A 264-nucleotide genomic window follows, 5' to 3' on the forward strand; every position below is an offset into this window, starting at 1 on the left:
TCGTGGCGGAACCAGTAGTAGATGCCTTCCTGCTCCATCAGCCGGCTGACGAAGTCGAAGCTGGTCTCGCGGTACTGCACGCAGTATTCCCACTCGCGGTAGGAGCGGCTCAGGGCGTCCTCGAAGTCGGAGAAACCGAGGTCGCGGAACACCTGCTTGATGATGTCCGGGACCTTCTGGTTCTGGAAGATGCGGCAGTCCGAGGTGCGCGTCAGCAGCCACAGCCAGGGCCGCAGGGTGACCTGGTAGCTGGCGAACTGGCCG

Annotated in this window: 1 protein-coding gene; it reads right to left on the reverse strand. The window is 63.3% G+C overall.

What is annotated here, in order from left to right; all coding sequences use genetic code 11:
- Nucleotides 1–264: type VI secretion system tip protein VgrG (vgrG, locus tag HMPREF2886_RS11555; RefSeq protein WP_139148404.1), on the reverse strand; the 264-nt coding region annotated here is incomplete at both ends.

The organism is Pseudomonas sp. HMSC066A08, assembly GCF_001813025.1.
Taxonomy (GTDB): Bacteria; Pseudomonadota; Gammaproteobacteria; order Pseudomonadales; family Pseudomonadaceae; genus Pseudomonas; species Pseudomonas aeruginosa.